We start from the raw sequence: 25,456 nt of genomic DNA, 5'->3' as shown, positions 1-25,456 counted from the left end.
ACGATGGTAAGAGGCCAAAGATTGGCAATGATATGCCGATGATTTAAGTTTACTTACATCGTAAATGACTGGGAGGTTGCAGTGGTTGAACGGAAGAAAAAACGCTTTGTCGCCGGTGCTAAGTGCCCGACGTGCAATGAAATAGATGTGATCCAGCTATTTCAAGTGAATGAGGTAGAAACAATTGAATGTGTCAGTTGTGGCTATACGCAAGCGCAAGCCGATGGAGAGGTGAGTACCGCCACCCGCGATTTTGAACAAATGATAGGTGTCTTTAAACCATAATTTTAGATTGGTTTAAGGCGCATCAAAGACAGTTAATTAGCATTAAGAGAATAAATATGTTTATTGAAGCAAACTCAGTAGTAGTACTACACTTCGCAGTAACAGACGATAAAGGCGAACTTATCGATGATACGCGTGATTCATCACCACTGGAATTCTTAATGGGTTCTGGTTACCTGGTTCCTGGTCTTGAAGCTGAATTAGAAGGCCTAGCAGTAGGTAATGAATTTGACGTAACTATCCAACCTGAACAAGGCTACGGCATCTACGATCCTGAACTCGTTCAAGAAGTACCTGCTGAGTTATTCGACGGTGTTGAAGGCGTTGAACCGGGTATGGCATTCAGTGCTGATACTGATGCAGGTCACCGTACGGTTATCGTTACTGCTGTTGAAGACGACATTATTGTTGTTGATGCTAACCACCCATTTGCGGGTCGTACACTGCAATTCAACGGTGAAGTTATCGGTATTCGTGAAGCAACTGAAGAAGAGCTAGAGCACGGTCATATCCATGGCGCTGGCGGTTGTGGTCATGATCACGGACACGAGCATGATCATGAAGGTGGCTGTTGTGGTGCTGACGAAGCAAAAGAAGATACCGGTTGTTGTGGTTCTAACGAATCAAAAGAAGAGAAAAAAGACGGTTGCTGCGGCGGTCACTAATCATTAGTGATGTTGGGTGGTTGGTTATTGATAGTCGATGACTCACAGTAACGATTAAATTTAGGTTTAATTAAAAGAAAAATGCCAGTCACTTGACTGGCATTTTATTGTTTACAGTAAATAATCTGCTATTTTTACTCTAGGAAACCACAGCCATTCACGTATTAATAATGCGGTGGTGGTGTCTCATCCGCTTCACTTGCTAGGCCACTGCCCACTTGCATTGTTTTGATGCGACTAATTAAAAAAGTCAGCTGTACTTTCTGATCTTCCAGTATTTTTTGCTGCTCAATAATGGCATTATTTAATTGTTCGATAGTGTCGTCCTGAAAACTCAGTTTCATCTCTAAGTTTTCAACACGCTCTTCTAATTGCTGAATTTCCATGTTTTTTCCGCTATGACTATAATCTACTGAATTAAGTTTAACATGTAATGTCGATTTATTTGAGCTGAAATACTAGCCGAGATAGGATGTAAAACTAAGTAAAGTAGAGTGAACTATCATTTTTTGTATTTATAGTGGTTAATATCTTGTATGGAAGCATCAAATAGTTATGATAATACTAATGTAGTTTAGGTATAAGTAACTTAGCACGTAGTTGTGGAATTACACGGCATTATTTTAATTAGGTATTTCGATGAAAAAATTTTTTAAAGTAACGGTACTCGCTTCAGCAGTATCTCTGTTAGCGGCATGTGGTCAAGAAGCACCAGAAGCGCCAGCAGAAAAAATAACAGACATTAAGACTTACAGCGAAGATCAACAAGCGGCTTATGCAATCGGTTCAATCGTTGCACGCAACTTGGTTGCACCCCTTAAGCGTCAAGAAGAGCTAGGTGCACCATTGGATAAAGAAATCATTGTTCAAGGTATTACTGATGCGTTAAATGAATCAACGCAATTATCTGACGAAGAGCTACAAGCTGTATTAAAAGCGTATGACGAAAAAATGAATACGCTTTCAACGGAAGCTGCACGTATTGAAGGTGAGAAACTGGAAGCTGAAGCTGCTAGTTTCTTTGCTGAAAACGGCAAAAAAGAAGGCATTACCACTACCGATTCAGGTCTTCAATATGAAGTGCTAACGGCTGGTGAAGGTGAACTTGCATCGCCAGATGATACCGTCACTGTGCATTACACCGGTTCACTATTAGACGGTTCGGTATTTGATAGTTCTGTCGAACGTGGCGAACCAGCAACATTTGCACTTAATCGTGTGATCCCTGGTTGGACTGAAGGTGTTTCACTAATGAACGTGGGCAGTAAGTATAAATTATACATCCCATCTGAGCTAGGTTATGGCGCACAAGGTGCGGGTGCAGATATCCCACCAAATTCAACATTAGTATTTGAAGTTGAATTGATCGAAATTGCTGGACAAGAAAAATAATTAGACGTTTTAAAATCCAGTAGCCGAGTCATTCGGTTACTGCTATTTTATGCGTTTTTTGTCAAAACCCATTCATATTAATCGTGTGAATGGGTTTTTTATTAGTCGTCATTTATTTGCACATGGATAGTTATTCTATTCTGGTCGTTATTCTGCGCCGACAACTTCGCGGTGATAGGTTGCTAGGGTATATAGCAGTTGATCTTCTAATTCAAAACGCTGTTCTAATAGTTCGCCTACTTTCGACATATCATTATCTAAAGACATGATTAATGCATCGTCATCTTGATTGCCTTCAGCATATTTATCGTTGAACTCAACCAGTGCTTCGGTTGTTAATACGATCCGCGGTTGGATGTCTTGCGCAAGTTTCAGACTTTGGGTGCTGTACTCGGCACATTGAGAGACGATTTGATCGTAAACTTCAAAATGACCTGTCGATAGATAATCGATTAAAATTTGGCAGAAGGCTTGTAGTTCATCTTTACTGGGTAGTGCGGCGGTTTTTTTAAATGGGGGTAAGCCTTCGAGTTTGCAATAATCGACAATCAGTTCTTGTCGCTCTTCGAGCCAGTGATCAATGGCGTTGTGCGTACCGCCCCAAGCTTGTTGCGCTTGTTCTAATTTGGTTAACATATGACTTACTCCATGTACCCTTAAAAAACTAAGGTGTCCTATTACTAAATTTTTTACCGTAAAACGTCAACACTATTTTATCTGGTCAAACCTGATTAATTAGTGCCGCAATAACAGATATGTCTGCTAAAGCACGGCTACGAATTGAAAACTGTTGTAGGTCTAATAATAGCACATAAGTGTTTGTTATGACTGATTTTTGATTTTGTTCGTTATGCTTGTTAAGTAATTGTGATTGATGTCTCTGATTCAGTTACTGATAATTGTGCAAATTAGTTACCTAAATACAAATGGTCTGAGATTGACGTGTTACTGACGTTGCAAATTTGTTGTTTTTTTCTCCGCTTAAATGTCAATTCTGGTGTGTTATTTTGTATTTTGGCGACGAATGCCGTGTTGGGATCAACTTGTGGTTAAATTAACCATGAAAGTGGCGTCAGATATTTTGTCAATTGTTGAATAATGTTACAATCACGTCATATTAGAGCCGCAATTCAGGAAAGGATATGAGCGAGTTAAAGAATGATCGTTATTTACGTGCGTTAGCCAAAGAATCGGTAGACCAAACACCAGTATGGATGATGCGCCAAGCAGGCCGTTATTTACCAGAATATAAAGCAACGCGCGCTGAAGCGGGTGACTTTATGTCGCTATGTAAAAATGCAGAACTTGCTTGTGAAGTAACATTACAACCATTACGCCGTTTTCCACTTGATGCGGCTATTCTGTTTTCTGATATCTTAACTATCCCCGATGCGATGGGGTTAGGTTTGTATTTTTCAGAAGGTGAAGGCCCTAAATTTGAGCGTCCGATCACGTGTAAAGCAGACGTTGATAAAATCGGCATGCCAGATCCAGAAGGCGAATTACAATATGTGATGAACGCGGTGCGTACTATCCGTAAAAATCTTAATGGTTCAGTGCCGTTAATTGGTTTTTCTGGTAGCCCGTGGACGTTAGCAACTTATATGGTTGAAGGTAGCGGTACTAAAACTTTCACGAAAATTAAGAAAATGGCATTTTCTGAACCACAAACGTTACACTTATTATTAGATAAGTTAGCCGATTCTGTTATCTCTTACCTGAATGCGCAAATTGCTGCGGGTGCACAATCTGTGATGGTATTTGATACTTGGGGTGGCGTATTGTCACCACGTGATTACAAAGACTTCTCACTACAGTACATGCACAAAATTGTTGATGGCTTAACGCGTTTCAACGACGGCCGTAAAGTACCGGTTACTTTGTTTACCAAGAACGGTGGTCAATGGATCGAGCAGATCGCGGCAACAGGTTGTGATGCGATTGGTTTAGATTGGACCATTGATATTGCTGAAGCGAAAGCTCGTGTTGGTGATAAAGTTGCGCTGCAAGGTAACATGGACCCTTCAATGCTGTATGCATCGCCAGAACGCATTCGTGAAGAAGTAAGCACGATCTTAGCTGGTTTTGGTACAGGCAATGGCCATGTGATGAACTTAGGTCACGGCATTCACTTAGATGTTGAACCTGAAAAAGCAGGCGTATTCATCGAAGCAGTTGGTGAATTGAGTAAGCAATACCATAAATAGGTGTAAGCTTAGTACGGTAGCGATAAGCTTAGTAGTATAAATACCAATAAAAACGGCGTCTATTTGCATAGACGCCGTTTTTTTATATTTTATTTTTAGCGTTAATAATCATCGTGAGATGTACTATGCATTAACTGGCGTTAGCCGCTAAGATCTTTTTAGCATTGGCTTTCAGCGTTGGTTGCTCTAAAATGTCGTACGCTTTAATCATTACTTTTAATGCACCGGTACGTGATTCTGTATCCGCAAAATTATCGATAATGTGTTGTGCACGTTGGATCGCAGCGATGTAAGCCTTACGTTTCATGTAATATTCAGCGGCAGATAACTCATAACGCGCTAGGCGACTTTTAATCGCAATCGCACGTTTCTGCGCATCAGCCACATACTCACTTTGTGGGTAGCGTTTGATTAAGCGAGTGAAGTCATTGAAGGCCGCATTTGCATAACTTGGGTCTCGATCTGAACGATCTATATTAAATAGGTCATGAAATAGGTTATAATCCGCGCCCATATTGGTAAGTCCACGCATATAGTAGACATAATCTATGTCTTTATGGCTTGGGTTTAAGCGAATAAAGCGATCTATATTGGCCAATGCCTGTGCAGTGTCACTATTCTTGTAGTAAGCATAGATCAAGTCTAGTTGCACTTGCACTGTGTGCGGGCCAAATGGGTAACGTGTATCAAGCGCTTCAAGCGTTTCAATTGCGGACACAAAATTACCCGCTTGTAACGATTGTTGAGCTATGCTGTACAGCTCAATGGCTGGTTTATCTGGTACGTTTGGCTCTGTTTTTGAAGAGCAACCGGTTGCCATAACCAGTGCGAGCGATAAACTTATTGCTAATTTTATTGATTTTTTCATTAGGTTGGATTTATTCCAAATTGCTTAATGCGAAAAATAGTTATGTAGCTAATATGCTACAGCAAAATAAAAGGCTAAAATAGCCTGAATCCTGTAATTATACTGAAAATTAGGACCGAAGAGGGTCCCTGCTACCTATGAGCCAACATATCGAACTTTCTGCCGTTGTTGCAGAACACCAAGTCGGTCAACGTTTAGACCAAGTTTTAGCCGAGATGTTCCCAGATTATTCTCGTACACGTCTGAAAGAATGGATTCTTGCAGGATTTGTTAACTTAAATGGCAACGTTGTCGTTAAAGCACGTGAAAAAATGCAATACGGCGATAAAATTATCTTAAACGCAGAAGTTGACGAAGAAGTGCGTTACGAGCCACAAGATCTGCCACTTGTTATCGTGTATGAAGATGATGACATTCTTGTTATCAACAAACCAGCTGGTTTTGTTGTGCATCCAGGTGCAGGTAACCCAGATGGCACAGTGCTTAATGCATTGTTATTCCATTATCCAGACATTATTGACGTGCCACGTGCTGGTATTGTTCACCGTCTCGATAAAGACACAACGGGTTTGATGGTGATTGCAAAAACAATTCCAGCACAAACGCATTTAGTCACTGCGCTACAGGCTCGTCGTATTACGCGTGAATACGAAGCGGTTGTATCAGGTACTATGACTGCGGGTGGTTTTGTTGATGAGCCAATCGGTCGTCACGCCACTAAACGTACGCAAATGGCTGTTCGTCCATTGGGTAAACCCGCAAAAACACATTACCGTGTTGCTGAGAAATACCGTGCGCATTCGTTATTAAGACTGCGTCTTGAATCAGGTCGTACTCACCAAATTCGTGTACACATGACGCATATTATGCATCCTATCGTTGGTGATACTGTGTATGCTGGTCGTCCAAAGCCACCAAGCAATGCAACGGATACATTGATCTTAGCACTGCGTGGTTTCGGTCGTCAGGCACTACATGCACGTATGCTGAAGTTAGAGCACCCAGTAACAGGCGAAATGATGATGTGGCGCGCAGAACGTCCGTCTGATATGAATACTTTAATTCATATCCTACGTGAAGATACTGCGTTAAACATGGTTGATGATTACATTAGCTAAGCATTGATGATGCCTCGTTTGATTCAACCCAACTGGCCAGCGCCAAGTAATGTTAAGGCGCTAAGCACGACTCGTGAGGGTGGTGTCAGTCATGTGCCCTATGCAGGGCTAAATTTAGGCCTGCATGTGCAAGATGACGAGCAGTTGGTATGGCAAAATCGGCAGTTGTTAATGACAGCGGCTAATTTGCCACAACAACCTTATTGGTTGAATCAAACGCACAGTACGACAGTTGTTAGTCTGGTGGGGCAATCCCACAATGGCGAGCAACTTACCGCTGCTGATGCGTCTGTAACTCACATGACGGGGCAAGTTTGTTTAGTGATGACGGCGGACTGTTTACCGCTCTTAATTTGCGATAAAGCGGGCACGCAAGTCGCCGCTATTCATGCCGGTTGGCGTGGTTTACTCGATGGTATTATTGAGAACACCCTTGCTAAACTGACCGCACCACCCGATGATTTATTAGTCTGGTTAGGTCCAGCAATTAGCCAAGCGCATTTTCAAGTGGGTAGTGAAGTACGTGATGCCTTTATGGCACATGATCCGCAAGCAAGCTGCGCTTTTATTGCCAACGGTGATAAATGGCTCGCTGATTTATATGTATTAGCGCGTCAACGTCTCCAAGCGCTAACCGTTAAGGCGGCTGATATTTACGGTGGTGACCACTGTACTTACCGTGAAACTGAGTTATTCTATTCTTATCGACGAGATCACCAAACAGGTCGCCAGGCTAGTTTGATTTACCTTGAAATTCAATAATTAATCCCCAGATAATAACTATGGGTTTTAGTGCCTTGCTAAGCATACCCAACTAAATTACATGACTATAATTATAGCCACGACCGATAGGACATCGTTATGCGCTTAGATCAACTTACCACCAAATTCCAAATGGCTATTTCTGATGCGCAGTCACTTGCACTGGGTAAAGATAATCAATTTATCGAACCCATTCACTTGATGACCGCGTTATTAAACCAAGACCACAGCTCTATTCGCCCATTACTGACCGCTGCCGCGATTGATGCCAATGCATTGCGCTGGCAATTAGCGGATGAGTTAGACCGCTTACCACAAGTGCAAGGTACCCAAGGCGATCTCCAATTATCGTCAGCCTTGAATATGCTATTAAACTTGTGTGATAAGTTTGCCCAAAAACGTAAAGATAAATTTATTGCTTCCGAGATGTTTGTCCTTGCAGCGGTTGAAGATAAAGGCCGTTTAGGGCAATTATTACGCAAAGCCGGAGGGTCGCGTAAGCTAGTCGAAGAAGCGATTGACGTGATCCGTGGTGGTGACAAAGTGAATGACCAAGGCGCGGAAGAGCAACGTGAAGCGTTAGCCAAATATACCTTAGATCTGACCGAACGTGCTGAAGTCGGTAAGCTTGATCCTGTGATTGGCCGGGATGACGAGATCCGCCGTGTTATCCAGGTATTACAACGCCGGACTAAGAATAACCCGGTATTAATTGGTGAGCCCGGGGTAGGTAAAACTGCGATTGCCGAAGGTTTGGCACAGCGTATTGTGAATGGCGAAGTACCGGAAGGTTTAAAGAATAAACGCGTGTTATCACTGGATATGGGGGCCTTGATTGCGGGGGCTAAATACCGTGGTGAATTTGAAGAACGGTTAAAATCAGTGATCAAAGAACTGGCGCAAACCGAAGGCCAAACGATTCTGTTTATTGATGAACTACATACCATGGTCGGCGCCGGTAAAGGTGAGGGCGCGATGGATGCCGGCAACATGCTAAAACCGGCATTAGCCCGTGGTGAATTACATTGCATGGGCGCGACCACCCTTGATGAATACCGTAAATATATTGAAAAAGATGCGGCACTTGAACGTCGTTTTCAAAAAGTATTGATTGAAGAGCCAAATGTTGAAGACACTATTGCTATCTTACGTGGTTTAAAATCACGCTATGAACTACATCATAATGTTGATATTACCGATCCCGCCATTGTTGCGGCAGCGACCTTATCGCACCGTTATATTTCCGATCGTCAATTGCCCGATAAAGCCATTGATCTGATCGATGAAGCTGCATCGTCTATTCGCTTACAAATGGACTCAAAACCAGAAGCGTTAGATAAATTAGAACGTCGTATTATTCAACTTAAAATTGAACGACAAGCGCTAGAAAAAGAAGATGACTCGGCCAGTATTAAACGTTTATCGACGATTGCTGAGGAATTGGCTGAGAAGCAAGATAAGTTTAACGAGCTAGATGAGATCTGGCGGACTGAAAAAGCCGCGCTTTCTGGTACTAAACACATTAAATCAGCGTTAGATAAAGCCCGTGTTGAATTGGATATGGCTCGACGCGCGAGCGATTTAAATAAAATGTCAGAACTGCAATACGGCACTATTCCAATGTTAGAAAAACAATTGGATTTAGCCGCCCAAGCTGAAATGCAAGACATGACCTTGTTAAAGCATAAGGTGGGAGAAGCCGAGATCGCCGATATTTTATCGCGTTGGACGGGGATCCCGGTACACCGTATGCTGGAAGGGGAAAAAGAAAAGCTGCTGGCGATGGAAGATAACTTACATCAACGGGTGATTGGTCAAGCAGAAGCGATCAGCGTGGTATCCAATGCGATACGCCGTAGCCGTGCCGGTCTTGCTGATCCAAACCGTCCGATGGGATCTTTTTTATTCATGGGGCCAACGGGTGTCGGTAAAACTGAAGTATGCAAAGCCTTAGCTGATTTTATCTTTGATTCAGACCAGGCCATGATCCGCCTTGATATGTCTGAATTTATGGAGAAGCATTCTGTTGCTCGTCTGATTGGTGCGCCTCCTGGTTATGTGGGTTATGAAGAAGGCGGTTACCTGACCGAAGCGGTACGTCGAAAACCTTACTCAGTTATCTTACTCGATGAGATTGAAAAAGCGCATCCTGATATTTTCAATATTTTATTACAAGTGTTGGATGATGGTCGCTTAACGGATGGTCAGGGACGAACCGTTAACTTCCGCAATACGGTGATCATTATGACATCTAACTTGGGCTCGGATATCATTCAAGAAGAGTATGGGAAGCATGACTATAATACGGTGAAATTACGTTTGTTAGAGTTGCTTGGACAAAGCTTCCGTCCCGAGTTTATTAACCGTATCGATGATACCGTGGTGTTCCATCCACTCGGGCGTAGTCACATCGAGAAAATTGCGGTGATCCAGTTAAAATCGTTAGAAGCGCGGTTAAAACAACTGGGTTATAGCTTATCGATCACCGCCGGTGCCTTAGCAAAATTAGCCGATGCGGGGTTTGATCCGTTATTTGGTGCCAGACCGCTAAAACGGGTATTACAGAAACAAGTCGAAAACCGCTTAGCCAATGCTATTTTGGCAGGTGATGTGGTCCCGGGTAAACAGATTAAGATAAGTGTGGTTGATGATGAGTTAAGCGTGACTCAATAATAATTGGCTAGATGAATAACGTATTAATAATGAAGCAGCCCTGCATGATGAAGTGACAGGGCTTTTTTTCGTCTAGAGATTAATTGTTAATCATTCGAACTGCCTTGTTGGTTCCGTTGCAGTTAACCGTGCTAGTATTTGTTGGTTCACAGTGTTTGATGCTGTGATATATCCATACTAAGTTCGGATGAAGGTAGCAGGAGAGTGGCCAATGTGCCCGCCGAAGAAGTAAATCTTTCAGGCGCTTTATTTCGCAAGAAAAAGCATGGACTGTTACTGGACGAGCCTCTGGAGAGATCCATTAAATTGGACGCCGAAGGAGCAAATCGACAATGTCGTTGAAACTCTCAGGTACAAAGGACAGAGGATAGGATTATTTTTTTTGCGTACTTTCACGTCTGCTTTTTGCTGTGGCTTTTGCTGTGGCTTTTTTGCTTCGTTTGGCCATCTTGAATAATTACATCCTCCTCAGATTCACATTCTTGAGGAATGATTTTTAATGCACTATTTACAATTAACAGTACTACAATCTGCACTACCAGACCCCGTCGATTTACCACTACAGTCTTCTTTACTGCAATCGATAGTCAATTTTTTATCACAACCATTGCAAAATATCCTGCAAAGCATCGATCATTTCATTTGGGGTCCGCCATTATTATTACTTTTGGTCGGTACCGGTATGTATCTCACTTTACGTTTAGGCTTTTTACAAATCACCAAATTACCGTTAGCGCTAAAGTACCTGTTTTCAGGTGACAAGGACGACAACAATCTAGGTAATAAAAAGCAAGGTGATATCAGTAGCTTTGCGGCGTTATGTACCGCACTTTCTGCCACTATCGGTACCGGTAATATCGTTGGTGTTGCCACGGCCATTAAAATGGGTGGTCCCGGTGCTTTATTCTGGATGTGGGTGGCGGCCTTTTTTGGCATGGCGACCAAATATGCCGAATGTTTGTTAGCGGTGAAATACCGCGTGGTTGATGAAAACGGCCAAATGGCGGGCGGCCCTATGTATTATCTCGAACATGGTTTGGGTAGTCGTTGGTTAGCGAAAGCTTTTGCCTTGTTTGGTATTGGTGTGGCGTGTTTTGGTATTGGTACTTTCCCACAAGTGAATGCCATTACTGACGCCGTGCAGATCTCGTTTAATATTCCGGTGTGGTTATCTGCGGCAATACTGACGGTATTAGTCGCTATGGTGACCTTAGGTGGTATTCGTTCTATTTCAGCGATTGCCCAGCGTACCGTGCCATTTATGGCGGTAGGTTATGTCTTGGCATCCTTGTTGGTTCTATTATTTAATATCGAGGCGGTACCAGATGCCATCGCCTTAGTGATCAGTAGTGCCTTTACCCCAACCGCGGCAACCGGTGGTTTCTTAGGCGCGACGGTGATGCTCGCAATCCAAAGTGGTGTGGCGCGTGGTGTGTTTTCTAATGAGTCAGGCTTGGGCAGTGCGCCGATTGCCGCTGCGGCAGCAAAAACAGATTCTTGTGTAAAACAGGGACTGATTTCAATGACGGGTACCTTCTTCGATACCATCATTATTTGTACCATGACCGGTCTGACCTTAGTGTTAACGGGTGTATGGAGTGGTGAAACATCCGGTGCAGCAATGACGACGTTAGCATTTGAGCAAGGTTTGTCACCGCTAATCGGCCAATACGTGATCACCTTAGGCCTCGTATTTTTCGCCTTTACCACTATTCTCGGCTGGAACTATTATGGCGAACGTTGTGTGCAATATCTGTTTGGTCAGAAAGGCATTAAACCGTACAAGTATTTTTATATCTTGCTGGTGGCTGGTGGCGCATTCCTACACTTGGATCTGATTTGGATCCTGGCGGATATTGTTAATGGCTTAATGGCGATCCCGAACTTAATTGGTTTGATTGGCCTACGTCATGTGGTAATTGCAGAAACCAAATTATTCTTTGATAAACTAATGCTAGAACAGAAAACCGTATAGCGATGATGTAGAGACAATAAGATGTTGTTTTTTTATTGTCTCTCGTCGGTCTATCGATAGCTGGCTGCTGGACTAAGTAATGAAGATGTTGCAATTATGTACGCTGGGTTTTTAATTATAAGGCATTGATTTTACATTAAATCTTAAGCTGTCATTGTTGTTGTAATAAATTAACGTAATAAAATTACATTCTTGTTGTAATTTTATTACAGTTATTGATGACAACGATAACCAAGAGAAATTGATTTAATCCATTAATCCATTAATCCATGATTAAGTGCATATTGGATCAATTCGGCACTGGTTTTTGCATTGACTAATTTCATGATTGAATATTTATGAAATTCGACAGTGCGCGGGGAAATAAACAGTTCATCTGCGACTTGGCGGGCTGATTTACCTTGCGCTAATAACTGTAATACACTGATTTGACGAGAAGACAACTTGGGTTTGTCGGGATCCACCGTGATCGAAGTAGAAATATATGTCCCACCATTTAGTACTTGGTTTACTGCTTCGATGAGGCTTTCGCTGGCTTCATGTTTTAATACATAACCTTTTGCGCCCGCGGCTATCGCACCTTCGGCATATTCTTGTTCATCATGCATGGTGAGACAGATGATTTTTAAATGTTTATTAATCCGCTTTAATGCCGCTATGGCTGCAATACCTGTCATGTCTGGCATGCTAATATCGGTGATCACTAAATCCGGTTGATGCTGTTTGACCAGTTCCACCAATTCTAAGCCATCTTTGGCAATCGCTAAAATCTGATGTTCAGGTTGTAAAATACTGGCAATGCCTTGTGCCACAATCAGGTGATCGTCGGCTAAAATTATATTACTCATAATATTCCTTTATGGTAGGGATCATTATATCGACGATAAAACCGCCATCTTCAGGAGAGGTGAACGTGGCAGTACCATTAAATAATTGGGCACGTTCTTGAATACTGATTAAACCGAGACTGCCTATATTCTCTGTAAGGGTGAGATCACAGCCAATGCCATCATCGATAATTTGAAAGTGTAAATTGCCTTGCTCTTCTTGTAATAAGACAAAGACTGCAGAGGCTTGCGCATGCTTGGCAACGTTGTTTAATGCTTCTTGTAATATGCGATACAGATTTAGGGATAGCTCTTTGTTAACCGCTGGAATAGGGTCGAACAAGGTTTGAATATCAATATCTTTGATGGCAGATAAGCGTCGGCATTCGGCTTTAAGTGCGACGAGTAGCCCTAAATCTTCTAATATCGCCGGGTGTAACGAGCGTGATAAGGCTTGCATATCTTTGGCAAGATCTTGGATCTCGTGATGTAATACGCAGGCTGATTTTTTATCGTCGGCATCGGTCAAACGATTGGTTAGCGATGAGGCTTTGATGGTTAATAGTGCCATGCGTTGTGAAAAATTGTCATGCAGTTCACGGGATAACATACGGCGTTCGGTTTCTTGGCTATCCATTAAATGTCGTGATAATAATTCGAGTTTCTCATTTTTATGTTGTAGCTTTTCCCAATAGGCATAACGCTCGTAAGTGGCCGCGAGGATCTGCCCAAAACTCCGGACGCGGATGATGGTTTCTGCTTGCCAATGGACTGGTTCGAGATAACGGCTCGCAGTAATGCCGCCCCAAATACGCCCGCGTACACGAAAGGGAATGACAATATGCGCAATGATCCCTTCCATTTTTTGGATTATAAATTCATCATGATTGATAACATCGAGCAGATTACCTTCGGCAATAATGGGTTCGCCTTTGCTGATCTGCTCCAGATAAGGTGAGTAGAGTCCTTGGGCCGGTAACGAAATGGGCTGGTAACCGGGCGCCGCAACAGCAAGTGCACCTTCAAAACGGTTATCTACAGTTAAGCGAACCAACGACATGCGCTGAGCTTGGATATAAGGTAAAAAAGCAGTTAGTGAAGACTCAATAGCATTCAGTAAGTCGGCGGTATCGCTTTCCAATAACCAATTTGATACCTCAATGGTAAATTGTTCGATACTCAAGCCAGCCTCATTTATCTTTGGCCGTTCTCGCATAGGCATAGTCCTCATAGGATGTTAGTTATTCGTCACTGCTTCATTTCCACAATATATTATTAGCCTGATGCATGTGATTTGGCTATTAAAAATTAGTAAATAGGGTTAAATCTAGCAATTCTACGAGTACCTTTCGCTTCCTTACTTGATTAAAATCAAATTCTTAAAATTCGTTCCTAATAGTTTAATTTAGGAATAATTCAGCGAGGAGTTAACCTGTGAGTTTAATAACTATGCCTTTTGTGGGCACTGGCTTTGATACGGGATTACATATTGTTGCTGTTGTAGTGCTTATCGCAACTGTAGCAGCGGCAGGGATTGCTTTTTGGAAGTTTCATGAGGTTCCTATTCACCAAGCCCATAAAAATAGCCATCAACAATTAACCTTGATCACCACCTTAACTTGGGTCGGATTTATTTGGCATTGGGTGTGGGTTATTGCGGTGATTATTGCGTTTGTGGACGCAGAACAAGCCATTGCCAAAGTACGTGATATTTGGAAGTCAGAGGGGGATAGCGCATGTTAGAAGGGTTAGCAGTCTGGGCATTCCTTATTTATTTACTGCGTTTAGTGGGTATGCCGTGGAATAAATATTCTAAGGGTTTTGCCTATATCGGTGGCTCTGCGTGGTTACTGTTTGTTTGGGTTGGTCTAATTACTTATACGCCAATGGATTTATCCGGTGGCTCATTAGTGCAGTCGCCACATATTCAGTTACGTCCCGGTTCAACGCAGGTGACTGGTAATATTAAAACGCTCCATGTTAAACCTAATCAAACTGTCACCAAAGGTCAGCTTATTTATGAACTAGAGGATCAGGTTTATCAGATCGCATTAAATAAGTCGGCTGCACAAGTACAGAGTGCCGAAGTTGCACTCGCATCAGCATTAGATGATGTGCGGATTAATGAGTCTAAATATGCAATTGCCAATCAAGACATCGCCATTAATGTCGATCAACAAGCTGAAATAAAAGCGGACTTGAGTTGGAAGAGTACGACGTTACAGCGTTATATTGATCAAAATAAAGTCGCTGCATTTACTATTACCGAAAGTAAGTTAGATGAACAGAAAACGGCTGTGCAAATTGCTAAAGCAAAATTAACCGTCCTGCAATCACAAGCTGAAAAACTCATACTTAACGCCCAGCAAGCACTGCTTAATACCAGTAAAACTGAACATGCTGTTAATAGCCGTAAAGCGGATTTAGCCAACCAAACCGAAGTCTATGCCCAGGCTCAGTGGAATCTAGATAATACGCTGATATATGCACCTGCTGATGGTTACTTAACTAACTTTATTATTCGCGAAGGTCAATACATAGGAGCGATGCCACGTATTCAAATGTATACCAATGAAAAATATGTATTAATGCGTGTTAATCATCAAGCAATTCGTAATATTGAAGTTGGTCAAGCGGCGGAATTTGCTTCTGCTGTTTATCCGGGACATATCTTCTCTGCTGAAGTTGAGGGTATCGTTGAAGCGACAGGTGAAGCACAGGGTTCATTATTAGCAAAAGAAACCCCTGTTCGAGCTACGACGGGGCAAAATGTGCAGAACAAACATCACTTTGTTCGCTTAAAGCTAATAGAAACTGAAGGGTATGATATGCCGGTCGGTGCTGTTGGTTTAGCCTGGATCAGCGGTGCAAAACCTGTTGCATTCCTTGGTTTCTTAGATGTTATTCGCGGTATTATTATTCGGATGAAATCGCAAATTTACTACTTCTACGCCATGTAGTGAACCTGCTTAATGCGTATAAAAACTGTGTGCCTTGGGTTCACGGTTTTTTTCGTCAATGTAGTCTTTAGACCTGCACTGTATAATTCGCTACAAAGACATAAGAATATTGCACATAAATATGAAATTTGAGATCTGCGTTAAATTATAGAGTGGGCTCTGTGTTTCACGTTAACCTATACTCAATTGGTGAGATCATAGGAGATGGATTTTAGCTATGTATAAAGACGTGATTAAGTTTTGGTTTGAAGACATTAACCCAGCCAAGTGGTGGATTAAAGATAGCGAGTTTGATCAGACAATTATCACTCGTTTTAGTGAATTACATCAGCGTGCTGTTGCGGGGGAATTATTCCATTGGCGTCGCAGTGCGGAAGGGCGGTTAGCTGAAATTATCATTTTGGATCAATTTTCGCGAAACATGTTCCGTGATACACCGCGCGCATTTTTTTATGACAATATGGCGTTAGTACTTGCCCTGGAGGCGATAGCTTTTGGTGCAGATAAAGAACTCTCGCAGCTGCAATGTAGTTTTCTTTATTTGCCTTTTATGCACAGCGAATCGGCAGTAATCCATCAGCAAGCGGTATTTTTATATCAAGGAAATGATATTCAAACTAACCTGGATTTTGAATTGCAACATCAAGCGATTATCGAACAGTTTGGCCGTTATCCGCATCGTAATACTATTTTAGGTCGAGAATCGACAGTCGAAGAACTGGCATTTCTCGATACTCCTAGCTCAAGTTTCTAATTTTTAGGTTTAGGTCTAGTTTAGGCAAAGATAGTTAATATTTGCTGCACTTGTGTGGATACCTGTTGTTGTGCTGATTGGGTTTTATGGCGGGTATCTTCACTGTGATTTTGCAGCGCCTGCATTTGATCATTAACCACTTTAATATAACCGACTTGCTGGCGAGTATTGTGACTACTATTTGCCGCGTTTTGTTGTGATTGCTCTGATTGTTGAATGACGCTATTAATTTGTTTGTGCATCTCTTGCGCATTGTCGAGCTGCTGTTGGCAACGCTCGGCGATATGATCAATTTCTTGTTCTAGTGATTTACTTGAACTATTTAGCTGAGTGAGAAAGTTACTGATTTGTTCAAGCGCCTGTTGCGTCTTTTTCGATAAATTGCGTACTTCATCCGCGACGACTGCAAAACCACGGCCTTTTTCACCTGCTCGTGCCGCTTCAATGGCCGCGTTAAGTGCCAATAAATTGGTTTGATCGGCGATATGATGGATAGAGGCCACAATGGTTTCGACATTTTCCATGTTGGTATTTAAGGTTTTAATGGCTTTTAAGCTGTCGGCGCCTGCTTGTTTGGTCTGCTCAGTTGCTAAGCTGAAGTCGGTGATCTGAGTCGCGGCTTTATGCATTTGTTGATTAGTTTGCTGCGTTAAGTCATGTACCGACTGAGTTTCGGTGTCGATTTGTTGTGCTAAGGCATTAATCGCCGATACACCATGGCTAATATCATCGATGGTACCACTGCTTGCTTGTGAGTATTGGCTAATGGATTGAAAATCATCTTGCAGTAAGTTTAACGCTTGGGTGACTTGTTCGACTTGCGTCAGTTTGGTGAGCTGTTCTTGCTTTACGTTATCGAGTAGTTGATTAAAGTGCAGAGCGATTAAACCAATTTCACTTTTGTTGTCGGCAAAGGTGAGGCGTTCACGCGTATTCGTTTCAACTAAAGAGGCGAGGGCTTTGTCTAATTTGTTTAGCGGCTTTACGACCCAATACTTCTCGGCATAAAATAATCCGATGCCAAATAAGATCAAGCACAGTGCGATAGCGGCAAGATATAAATAGGTATTTTGTCTTTGGCTTTTGGCATAATCATTAACGGGTTTTTCGAGTGCTAAGATAGCAGCTTGAATATTACTGATTGCGGTTAATACCCGTTGTTGATTATCACTTTGTTTAGAAAGCACTGTTTTGGTATTGAGTAATTCTTTTGGATAGCGACTAATAAGGTTGCTGAGCTCATTAGTGATATCAACAATCAAAATAGTCTCTTCATCTTCTTCGTCGTTTAAAAAGTTATCATCTTCAATCACAAGTTCGTGACTGCTGTCATAGTGCGTAAATTGCGCAAGCTTTGTCATAAGCAGTGCTGTTTCTTTTACTACTAATAACAGCTCTTGCCATTGTGATGCTTGTAATTGGTTAAAGTAGCGCTGGCGTTGGTTAGTTAAATGCGCAAGGCTGGCTTGGATATCACTGATCAGAATTAAATCTTGTTGGCGCAATGGTATGTCATTTTGTAATAACTGGCGCTTTAATAGCGATAAGTTATCAGCAAGCTCTTTTTCATTGAAATTCAGAAGTTGAAAATTGTCGGACGCAAATTTACCTGATGACCGCAATGGCCCTTCAACCAGGGTGGCAAATTGATTGAGCTCGTTGCTTAATGCATTGGTATCAATGGCGCTGGCAAGTTGCTCGAGAGAATTGATAAGTTGGGTGATGACGTGTTCGGCTTGTTGTAAATCAGCGGCATTACCTTGTTGTAAATAATCTGAGATTGAATGATTGAGCTTAATGGTGACTTGCTCTTTCATTTTCGCAAACCTGGAATTTTGTTGATCAAGGTGATTGAGCTGCTGGTGGCTCCTATAAAGGGTATAAGTCATTAAGAGCGATAGGCAGATTAAAGTAAGTGAACTGATCCGAGAAAAGGTAGTGATACGCAAGGTCATCATCCTGATAAGCTGAGCTGTTAATGCACTGCAGTGTAAAAGGATAAGATGACAGTTATATGAATCTGATGTTGTTTCTCTCTGTTTGGAGTAATTACGTAGATTAAGCATTATATCTACCATTATATGGCGCTGTATTCGGTGATGAACGGGGATTGTGTTCCTTATAAAGACGGTTATTGCCATTATTCACTAGCTAAAAGTCTTAAAATAGCGCTTTTTGAACGTTTTTTAGTCGAATTTAATAAAACTGTCATCAATTTTAGTGAAACGCTTGCCAATATAACCTAGATCTCTATAATCGCTCCCACTGACACGGCAACAGCCGCTCAGTATGCTCTTTAACAATTTATTCAAGCAATCTGTGTGAGCACTTGCAGAGATATAATGACCAAATATTATATCAATGTAATTGTGAACATTAAATTAAATCGAAAGATTTGGTTTTATAAACAATAGAACTTCGGTTTTATTGTTGAAGTACAGAATTCATTGAGCCGACTTAATTGCTTAGGCAATTAGTCAAAAACTTTTAATTGAAGAGTTTGATCATGGCTCAGATTGAACGCTGGCGGTAGGCTTAACACATGCAAGTCGAGCGGAAACGAAGAATAGCTTGCTATTCTGGCGTCGAGCGGCGGACGGGTGAGTATGCTTGGGAATCTGCCTAGTCGAGGGGGACACAGTTGGAAACGACTGCTAATACCGCATACGACCTACGGTGAAAGGGGCCTCTTCTTGAAAGCTCTCGCGACTAGATGAGCCCAAGTGGGATTAGCTTGTTGGTGAGGTAAGAGCTCACCAAGGCGACGATCCCTAGCTGGTCTGAGAGGATGATCAGCCACACTGGAACTGAGACACGGTCCAGACTCCTACGGGAGGCAGCAGTGGGGAATATTGCACAATGGAGGAAACTCTGATGCAGCCATACCGCGTGTATGAAGAAGGCCTTAGGGTTGTAAAGTACTTTCAGCGAGGAGGAAAGGTAGTAAATTAATACTTTGCTACTGTGACGTTACTCGCAGAAGAAGCACCGGCTAACTCCGTGCCAGCAGCCGCGGTAATACGGAGGGTGCAAGCGTTAATCGGAATTACTGGGCGTAAAGCGCATGCAGGCGGTTTGTTAAGCGAGATGTGAAAGCCCCGGGCTCAACCTGGGAACTGCATTTCGAACTGGCAAACTAGAGTTCTTGAGAGGGTGGTAGAATTTCAGGTGTAGCGGTGAAATGCGTAGAGATCTGAAGGAATACCAGTGGCGAAGGCGGCCACCTGGCAAGTAACTGACGCTCAGATGCGAAAGCGTGGGTAGCAAACGGGATTAGATACCCCGGTAGTCCACGCCGTAAACGATGTCTACTCGGAGTTTGGTTCCTTGAGAACTGGGCTCTTAAGCTAACGCATTAAGTAGACCGCCTGGGGAGTACGGCCGCAAGGTTAAAACTCAAATGAATTGACGGGGGCCCGCACAAGCGGTGGAGCATGTGGTTTAATTCGATGCAACGCGAAGAACCTTACCTACTCTTGACATCCACAGAATCTGGTAGAGATACCTCAGTGCCTTCGGGAACTGTGAGACAGGTGCTGCATGGCTGTCGTCAGCTCGTGTTGTGAAATGTTGGGTTAAGTCCCGCAACGAGCGCAACCCTTATCCTTATTTGCCAGCACGTAATGGTGGGAACTCTAAGGAGACTGCCGGTGATAAACCGGAGGAAGGTGGGGACGACGTCAAGTCATCATGGCCCTTACGAGTAGGGCTACACACGTGCTACAATGGCGCATACAAAGGGCTGCAAACCAGCAATGGTAAGCGAATCCCATAAAGTGCGTCGTAGTCCGGATTGGGGTCTGCAACTCGACCCCATGAAGTCGGAATCGCTAGTAATCGTGAATCAGAATGTCACGGTGAATACGTTCCCGGGCCTTGTACACACCGCCCGTCACACCATGGGAGTGGGCTGCACCAGAAGTCATTAGCTTAACCTTCGGGAGGGCGATGACCACGGTGTGGTTCATGACTGGGGTGAAGTCGTAACAAGGTAGCCCTAGGGGAACCTGGGGCTGGATCACCTCCTTACGTAAAGTTGTTAATTTTTGTAAGTGCCCACACAAATTGCTTGAATAGAAAATTAAATTGCACGTCTTATGTAAATAAGACAACGGTTGGGATGAAATCCAAACGTAGAAAGTAAATAGTGTCCTGTTCGTCTAGAGGCCTAGGACACCGCCCTTTCACGGCGGTAACACGAGTTCAAATCTCGTACGGGATACCACTTTTCTTTCTGATTAAAAATCAAAGCTAAGCAGCTTAATGCTTATCTTTGCTTTTTAGCAAATTGCTCTTTAAAAATTTGGAAAGCTGAATAAATAAAGAAGTTCTTAAAACACGTTATTACTTTGGTAATAACAATAGAGTGTTCTTGAGTATTCTTGAGGCGAAAAAAACTAGATAATACCTAGTTATTTCAATTGTACGGTCGACTTTAGATTGTATGGTTAAGTGACTAAGCGTATACGGTGGATGCCTAGGCAGTCAGAGGCGATGAAGGACGTGTTAATCTGCGTTAAGCTGTGGGGAGTTGATAAAAAGCGTTAATCCACAGATTTCCGAATGGGGGAACCCACTCTACTTTGTAGAGTATCGTAACGTGAATACATAGCGTTACGAAGCGAACCGGGAGAACTGAAACATCTAAGTACCCCGAGGAAAAGAAATCAATAGAGATACCCTTAGTAGCGGCGAGCGAACGGGGTCTAGCCCTTAAGCAGTTTGGAAGTTAATGGAAGGCTCTGGAAAGTGCCACGATACAGGGTGATAGTCCCGTACATGAAAACGACCTTATTGTGAAATCGAGTAGGACGGCACACGTGATATGCTGTTTGAATATGGGAGGACCATCTTCCAAGGCTAAATACTACTGACTGACCGATAGTGAACCAGTACCGTGAGGGAAAGGCGAAAAGAACCCCTGTGAGGGGAGTGAAATAGAACCTGAAACCGTATACGTACAAGCAGTGGGAGCCTACTTTGTTGGGTGACTGCGTACCTTTTGTATAATGGGTCAACGACTTAATTTCAGTAGCAAGGTTAAGCGAATAGCGGAGCCGTAGGGAAACCGAGTGTTAACTGCGCGAATAGTTGCTGGGATTAGACCCGAAACCCGGTGATCTAGCCATGGGCAGGTTGAAGGTTGAGTAACATCAACTGGAGGACCGAACCGACTAATGTTGAAAAATTAGCGGATGACTTGTGGCTGGGGGTGAAAGGCCAATCAAACCGGGAGATAGCTGGTTCTCCTCGAAAGCTATTTAGGTAGCGCCTCGCGTCTAACTATTGGGGGTAGAGCACTGTTAAGGCTAGGGGGTCATCCCGACTTACCAACCCTTTGCAAACTCCGAATACCAATAAGTTCAATCGCGGGAGACACACGGCGGGTGCTAACGTCCGTCGTGGAAAGGGAAACAACCCAGACCGTCAGCTAAGGTCCCAAAGTGTATGTTAAGTGGGAAACGATGTGGAAAGGCTCAGACAGCCAGGAAGTTGGCTTAGAAGCAGCCATCTTTTAAAGAAAGCGTAATAGCTCACTGGTCGAGTCGGTCTGCGCGGAAGATTTAACGGGGCTAAACATACCACCGAAGCTACGGATGCAAAGACTTGTTCTTTGCATGGTAGAGGAGCGTTCTGTAAGCCGTCGAAGGTGAGTTGAGAAGCTTGCTGGAGGTATCAGAAGTGCGAATGTTGACATGAGTAACGATAATGGGGGTGAAAAACCTCCACGCCGAAAGACCAAGGGTTCCTGTCCAACGTTAATCGGGGCAGGGTGAGTCGACTCCTAAGGCGAGGCCGAAAGGCGTAGTCGATGGGAAACAGGTTAATATTCCTGTACTCACTTATATTGCGATGGGGTGACGGAGAAGGTTAGGCTAGCATGGCGATGGTTGTCCATGTTTAAGGTTGTAGGCTGTGTGCTTAGGTAAATCCGGGCGCACATTAAGGCTGAGGACTGATGACGAGTCTCTACGGAGATGAAGTAGTTGATACCCGGCTTCCAGGAAAAACCTCTAAGCTTCAGATATAAGAGAATCGTACCCCAAACCGACACAGGTGGTTAGGTAGAGAATACTAAGGCGCTTGAGAGAACTCGGGTGAAGGAACTAGGCAAAATGGTACCGTAACTTCGGGAGAAGGTACGCCAATGATGGTGAAGGACTTGCTCCGTAAGCTATTGTTGGTCGCAGAGAAATGGTGGCTGCAACTGTTTATTAAAAACACAGCACTGTGCAAAATCGAAAGATGACGTATACGGTGTGACGCCTGCCCGGTGCCGGAAGGTTAATTGATTGGGTTAGACTTAGGTCGAAGCTCATGATCGAAGCCCCGGTAAACGGCGGCCGTAACTATAACGGTCCTAAGGTAGCGAAATTCCTTGTCGGGTAAGTTCCGACCTGCACGAATGGCGTAATGATGGCCACGCTGTCTCCACCCGAGACTCAGTGAAATTGAAATCGCTGTTAAGATGCAGTGTACCCGCGGCTAGACGGAAAGACCCCGTGAACCTTTACTATAGCTTGGCACTGAACATTGAACCTACATGTGTAGGATAGGTGGGAGACTATGAAGCATTGTCGCTAGATGATGTGGAGTCAACCTTGAAATACCACCCTTGTACGTTTGATGTTCTAACGTAGGTCCCTTATCGGGATTGCGGACAGTGTCTGGTGGGTAGTTTGACTGGGGCGGTCTCCTCCCAAAGAGTAACGGAGGAGCACGAAGGTTGGCTAAACATGGTTGGACATCATGTGGTTAGTGCAAAGGCATAAGCCAGCTTAACTGCGAGACAGACACGTCGAGCAGGTACGAAAGTAGGTCTTAGTGATCCGGTGGTTCTGAATGGAAGGGCCATCGCTCAACGGATAAAAGGTACTCCGGGGATAACAGGCTGATACCGCCCAAGAGTTCATATCGACGGCGGTGTTTGGCACCTCGATGTCGGCTCATCACATCCTGGGGCTGAAGTTGGTCCCAAGGGTATGGCTGTTCGCCATTTAAAGTGGTACGCGAGCTGGGTTTAGAACGTCGTGAGACAGTTCGGTCCCTATCTGCCGTGGGCGTTTGAGAATTGAGAGGAGCTGCTCCTAGTACGAGAGGACCGGAGTGGACGAACCACTGGTGTTCGGGTTGTCATGCCAATGGCATTGCCCGGTAGCTAAGTTCGGAACTGATAACCGCTGAAGCATCTAAGCGGGAAGCAGGCCTCGAGATGAGTTCTCACTGGAGCTTTAAGCTCCCTGAAGGGCCGTTGGAGACTACAACGTTGATAGGCAAGGTGTGTAAGTGCTGTGAGGCATTGAGCTAACTTGTACTAATTACCCGTGAGGCTTAACCATACAAATTAAAGTATGATTAATTGAAATTTGACTTAAGAATTGATTGAACACTTTATGTTTTAAAGACTTCTTTATTTATAGCTTTTCAAATTAAAATGAAACGTAAGTTTCTATATAGAAAGCAAACCAGATTTGCTTGGTGACCATAGTGTTGCGGTACCACCTGACTCCATTCCGAACTCAGTAGTGAAACGTAATAACGCCGATGGTAGTGTGGGGTTTCCCCATGTGAGAGTAGGGCATCGCCAAGCGCCAAACAATGTCGAAAGACACAAAATTTAGACTGATATTTATCAGCACAGATTGTGCGGAGTGGTAGTTCAGTTGGTTAGAATACCGGCCTGTCACGCCGGGGGTCGCGGGTTCGAGTCCCGTCCACTCCGCCAACAACAACGAAAGCCTGAATCGAAAGATTCAGGCTTTTTTTGTGCCTGAAATTCAGTGATAAAGTACCGAACAGATTGCGTGGAGCGGTAGTTCAGTTGGTTAGACTCTTTATATAAAGACAAGCGGTCTGTCACGCCTGGTGTCGCGGGTTGTGGTTTATAGATAGCCGTCCGCTCTTTCTCTTTGCCAACAAACAACGAAAGCCTGAATCGAAAGATTCAGGCTTTTTTTGTGCCTGAAATTCAGTGATAAAGTACCGAACAGATTGCGTGGAGCGGTAGTTCAGTTGGTTAGACTCTTTATATAAAGACAAGCGGTCTGTCACGCCTGGTGCCGCGGGTTGTGCTTTATAGATAGCGGTCCGCTCTTTCTCTTTGCCAACAACAACGAAAGCCTGAATCGAAAACTTTTTATTAGAAATAGAGGTTTTTTTTGTGCCTGAAATTTGAGATAGAAAAAAGCCCAAGTATATTTGAATATAGTTGGGCTTAAATATCGTGTTCAAAGGCTATAGGTGCCTTCAGTCAATCCACTATCTCACGTGCGGATTGGTTCTTTTTTCATGACCGATAGTCGACGTAGGTCCGTGACCCGGGAAGAATACGGTTTCTTCTGGTAATGTCCACAACTGGCCTTTGATCGCTGTCATCAACGTATTAAAGCACCCTTGTGGGAAGTCAGTGCGACCAACAGAGCCATTGAATAATACATCCCCAACAATCACTTGTTTCGTTGCTACGTGATTAAATACCACGTGCCCCGGTGTATGCCCTGGAGTATGTAGCGCGGTTAATTGTTGATTACCAAATGTAATGATATCGCCGTGTTCTAACCAGCGTTGTGGTTCAAACGGTGGTACTTCTGGAAAGCCGAACATCTGACCTTGCATGGGTAGTTTGTCTAACCAAAACTTATCTGCAATATGTGGGCCTTCAATCGTTACGTTTAATGCAGCTGCAAGCGCTTCAGTGCCGCCAACGTGATCAATATGAGCATGAGTTAGAAAGATCTTTTCTACTTCTACACCGTGTTGCTTTACTTGGCTAATAATCTTGTCAATGTCACCACCGGGATCAACAATCGCGGCTTTGTTGGTTTCAGGGCAGATTAATAAACTGCAGTTTTGTTCAAAAGGCGTAACTGGAATGACTTTAACTTGCATTGCTCATCTCTCTTGGCTAGATAGTCGTGTTTGTTTAGCTATATATAGTTTCGTTAGTTTACCGATTTGTAGGGTAAGAGT

Annotated in this window: 19 protein-coding genes, 2 tRNA genes, 3 rRNA genes and 1 riboswitch; of the genes, 16 read left to right on the top strand and 8 right to left on the bottom strand. The window is 43.4% G+C overall.

The features are described from left to right. Positions 1-81 precede the first annotated feature (81 nt). Entirely contained in the window at positions 82-285 is a 204-nt protein-coding gene (locus PE36_RS00965; protein WP_006030054.1) for a YheV family putative zinc ribbon protein, read from the top strand. A 56-nt stretch (positions 286-341) separates the two neighbouring features. Beyond that, positions 342-950, top strand: coding sequence for a peptidylprolyl isomerase (gene slyD, locus PE36_RS00960; RefSeq protein WP_006030053.1), 609 nt, complete (start codon positions 342-344; stop codon positions 948-950). Positions 951-1,114: 164 nt separating this feature from the next. Here the strand turns inward: slyD and PE36_RS00955 are convergent, their stop codons facing one another. Further along, positions 1,115-1,336, bottom strand: a complete 222-nt coding sequence (locus PE36_RS00955) for a SlyX family protein (RefSeq protein ID WP_006030052.1) — start codon at positions 1,334-1,336, stop codon at positions 1,115-1,117. 253 nt (positions 1,337-1,589) lie between these two features. Here PE36_RS00955 and PE36_RS00950 point away from each other — a divergent pair, with 253 nt between their 5' ends. Beyond that, a complete protein-coding gene (locus tag PE36_RS00950) occupies positions 1,590-2,342 on the top strand; it encodes an FKBP-type peptidyl-prolyl cis-trans isomerase (protein WP_006030051.1) in 753 nt (250 codons plus the stop codon). Positions 2,343-2,489: 147 nt separating this feature from the next. On the opposite strand, the gene PE36_RS00945 is transcribed toward PE36_RS00950, so the two are convergent. Next, positions 2,490-2,978, bottom strand: a complete 489-nt coding sequence (locus PE36_RS00945; protein ID WP_006030050.1) for an Rsd/AlgQ family anti-sigma factor — start codon at positions 2,976-2,978, stop codon at positions 2,490-2,492. 506 nt (positions 2,979-3,484) lie between these two features. Between PE36_RS00945 and hemE the strand changes: the two genes are divergently transcribed. Next, entirely contained in the window at positions 3,485-4,549 is a 1,065-nt protein-coding gene (gene hemE / locus PE36_RS00940; RefSeq protein WP_006030049.1) for a uroporphyrinogen decarboxylase, read from the top strand. A gap of 130 nt (positions 4,550-4,679) precedes the next feature. On the opposite strand, the gene bamD is transcribed toward hemE, so the two are convergent. Next, positions 4,680-5,417, bottom strand: coding sequence for an outer membrane protein assembly factor BamD (gene bamD, locus PE36_RS00935; RefSeq protein WP_006030048.1), 738 nt, complete (start codon positions 5,415-5,417; stop codon positions 4,680-4,682). 137 nt (positions 5,418-5,554) lie between these two features. Here bamD and rluD point away from each other — a divergent pair, with 137 nt between their 5' ends. The 4 genes from rluD to PE36_RS00915 all read left to right on the top strand — a co-directional run bounded on the left by rluD (position 5,555) and on the right by PE36_RS00915 (position 11,945). Continuing rightward, positions 5,555-6,535 (top strand): 23S rRNA pseudouridine(1911/1915/1917) synthase RluD, encoded by a 981-nt coding sequence (gene rluD / locus PE36_RS00930; protein ID WP_006030047.1) that lies wholly within the window; start codon positions 5,555-5,557, stop codon positions 6,533-6,535. Between the two features lie 6 nt (positions 6,536-6,541). After that, a complete protein-coding gene (gene pgeF, locus PE36_RS00925) occupies positions 6,542-7,297 on the top strand; it encodes a peptidoglycan editing factor PgeF (protein ID WP_006030046.1) in 756 nt (251 codons plus the stop codon). A gap of 99 nt (positions 7,298-7,396) precedes the next feature. After that, complete coding sequence (gene clpB / locus PE36_RS00920; RefSeq protein WP_006030045.1) at positions 7,397-9,970, top strand: ATP-dependent chaperone ClpB; 2,574 nt, start codon at positions 7,397-7,399, stop codon at positions 9,968-9,970. A 278-nt stretch (positions 9,971-10,248) separates the two neighbouring features. Continuing rightward, positions 10,249-10,344: riboswitch (glycine riboswitch) on the top strand. A gap of 125 nt (positions 10,345-10,469) precedes the next feature. Continuing rightward, positions 10,470-11,945, top strand: coding sequence for a sodium:alanine symporter family protein (locus PE36_RS00915; protein WP_006030044.1), 1,476 nt, complete (start codon positions 10,470-10,472; stop codon positions 11,943-11,945). Between the two features lie 254 nt (positions 11,946-12,199). Here the strand turns inward: PE36_RS00915 and PE36_RS00910 are convergent, their stop codons facing one another. Both PE36_RS00910 and PE36_RS00905 read right to left on the bottom strand, forming a co-directional pair. Further along, the gene (locus tag PE36_RS00910; protein ID WP_006030043.1) at positions 12,200-12,793 is read right to left on the bottom strand and encodes a response regulator transcription factor; all 594 of its coding nucleotides are present in this window, start codon (positions 12,791-12,793) and stop codon (positions 12,200-12,202) included. After that, complete coding sequence (locus PE36_RS00905; protein WP_043993560.1) at positions 12,786-13,988, bottom strand: ATP-binding protein; 1,203 nt, start codon at positions 13,986-13,988, stop codon at positions 12,786-12,788. The genes PE36_RS00910 and PE36_RS00905 overlap by 8 nt, the downstream gene beginning before the upstream one ends. A gap of 233 nt (positions 13,989-14,221) precedes the next feature. Between PE36_RS00905 and PE36_RS00900 the strand changes: the two genes are divergently transcribed. The 3 genes from PE36_RS00900 to PE36_RS00890 all read left to right on the top strand — a co-directional run bounded on the left by PE36_RS00900 (position 14,222) and on the right by PE36_RS00890 (position 16,486). Continuing rightward, the gene (locus PE36_RS00900; RefSeq protein ID WP_006030041.1) at positions 14,222-14,515 is read left to right on the top strand and encodes a hypothetical protein; all 294 of its coding nucleotides are present in this window, start codon (positions 14,222-14,224) and stop codon (positions 14,513-14,515) included. Continuing rightward, a complete protein-coding gene (locus tag PE36_RS00895; RefSeq protein WP_006030040.1) occupies positions 14,509-15,732 on the top strand; it encodes an HlyD family secretion protein in 1,224 nt (407 codons plus the stop codon). The genes PE36_RS00900 and PE36_RS00895 overlap by 7 nt, the downstream gene beginning before the upstream one ends. Positions 15,733-15,949: 217 nt before the next feature. Beyond that, positions 15,950-16,486, top strand: a complete 537-nt coding sequence (locus PE36_RS00890; RefSeq protein WP_006030039.1) for a DUF924 family protein — start codon at positions 15,950-15,952, stop codon at positions 16,484-16,486. 20 nt (positions 16,487-16,506) lie between these two features. Here PE36_RS00890 and PE36_RS00885 read toward each other — a convergent pair whose 3' ends face one another. Next, positions 16,507-18,303, bottom strand: coding sequence for a methyl-accepting chemotaxis protein (locus PE36_RS00885; protein WP_006030038.1), 1,797 nt, complete (start codon positions 18,301-18,303; stop codon positions 16,507-16,509). Positions 18,304-18,974: 671 nt separating this feature from the next. Here PE36_RS00885 and PE36_RS00880 point away from each other — a divergent pair. From PE36_RS00880 to PE36_RS00860, 5 genes are all read left to right on the top strand, one after another. Beyond that, positions 18,975-20,515 (top strand): 16S ribosomal RNA (locus PE36_RS00880). 120 nt (positions 20,516-20,635) lie between these two features. Then, a tRNA-Glu gene (locus tag PE36_RS00875) sits at positions 20,636-20,711 on the top strand. A gap of 221 nt (positions 20,712-20,932) precedes the next feature. Further along, positions 20,933-23,826: ribosomal RNA gene (locus tag PE36_RS00870) — 23S ribosomal RNA — on the top strand. Between the two features lie 135 nt (positions 23,827-23,961). Continuing rightward, positions 23,962-24,077 (top strand): 5S ribosomal RNA (gene rrf, locus PE36_RS00865). Together the 16S, 23S and 5S rRNA genes with 2 tRNA genes alongside form the textbook arrangement of a ribosomal RNA operon. Positions 24,078-24,135: 58 nt before the next feature. Then, positions 24,136-24,212 (top strand) — tRNA-Asp (locus PE36_RS00860). 131 nt (positions 24,213-24,343) lie between these two features. On the opposite strand, the gene PE36_RS00855 is transcribed toward PE36_RS00860, so the two are convergent. Continuing rightward, positions 24,344-24,718, bottom strand: coding sequence for a hypothetical protein (locus tag PE36_RS00855; RefSeq protein WP_006030036.1), 375 nt, complete (start codon positions 24,716-24,718; stop codon positions 24,344-24,346). A gap of 27 nt (positions 24,719-24,745) precedes the next feature. Further along, the gene (locus tag PE36_RS00850; RefSeq protein WP_006030035.1) at positions 24,746-25,375 is read right to left on the bottom strand and encodes an MBL fold metallo-hydrolase; all 630 of its coding nucleotides are present in this window, start codon (positions 25,373-25,375) and stop codon (positions 24,746-24,748) included. Positions 25,376-25,456: the final 81 nt, after the last annotated feature.

The organism is Moritella sp. PE36 (assembly GCF_000170855.1).
Classification (GTDB): domain Bacteria; phylum Pseudomonadota; class Gammaproteobacteria; order Enterobacterales; family Moritellaceae; genus Moritella.
The sequence above is the reverse complement of the archived record's forward strand: the minus strand, read 5'-3'. Positions and strand labels throughout refer to the sequence as shown.